This is a genomic window from Hyphobacterium sp. SN044, assembly GCF_021864465.1.
Taxonomy (GTDB): domain Bacteria; phylum Pseudomonadota; class Alphaproteobacteria; order Caulobacterales; family Maricaulaceae; genus Hyphobacterium.
Genome location: NZ_JAKKUV010000071.1, coordinates 1 through 280 on the forward strand (window position 1 = coordinate 1; position 280 = coordinate 280).

The following is a 280-nucleotide window of genomic DNA, read 5'->3' on the forward strand; positions in this document are numbered from 1 at the left end:
CACGAATGGAGGGTGGCCTTCGTCAGTGAACCTTTCACCGGAATTGCCAGCCTTGCGTTTAACCCGTCGGTCCAAGTGTTTTTCGTGTCTCCAAGGTCCAAGTCTTTCAATCTAATCGGCTCTCCAAGTAACCTGACCGCTGGTGGATAGCCTTGCAGCAGACGGATGGACTCCACGTAAAATGGCTGCCGTCGGAAATTTGCCTGTATACGCCATTGGAAGTACCCGGCGCCTCCAAGGGCGACAAATGCACCAACTGCCGCCACTTTCTTCAGATGTG

At 53.6% G+C, this 280-nt stretch carries 1 protein-coding gene; it reads right to left on the bottom strand.

The features are described 5' to 3' along the window. On the bottom strand, positions 1–266 hold a 266-nt coding region (locus tag L5876_RS14930; RefSeq protein WP_369281051.1), incomplete at its 3' end, for a cytochrome c oxidase assembly factor Coa1 family protein. Positions 267–280: the final 14 nt, after the last annotated feature.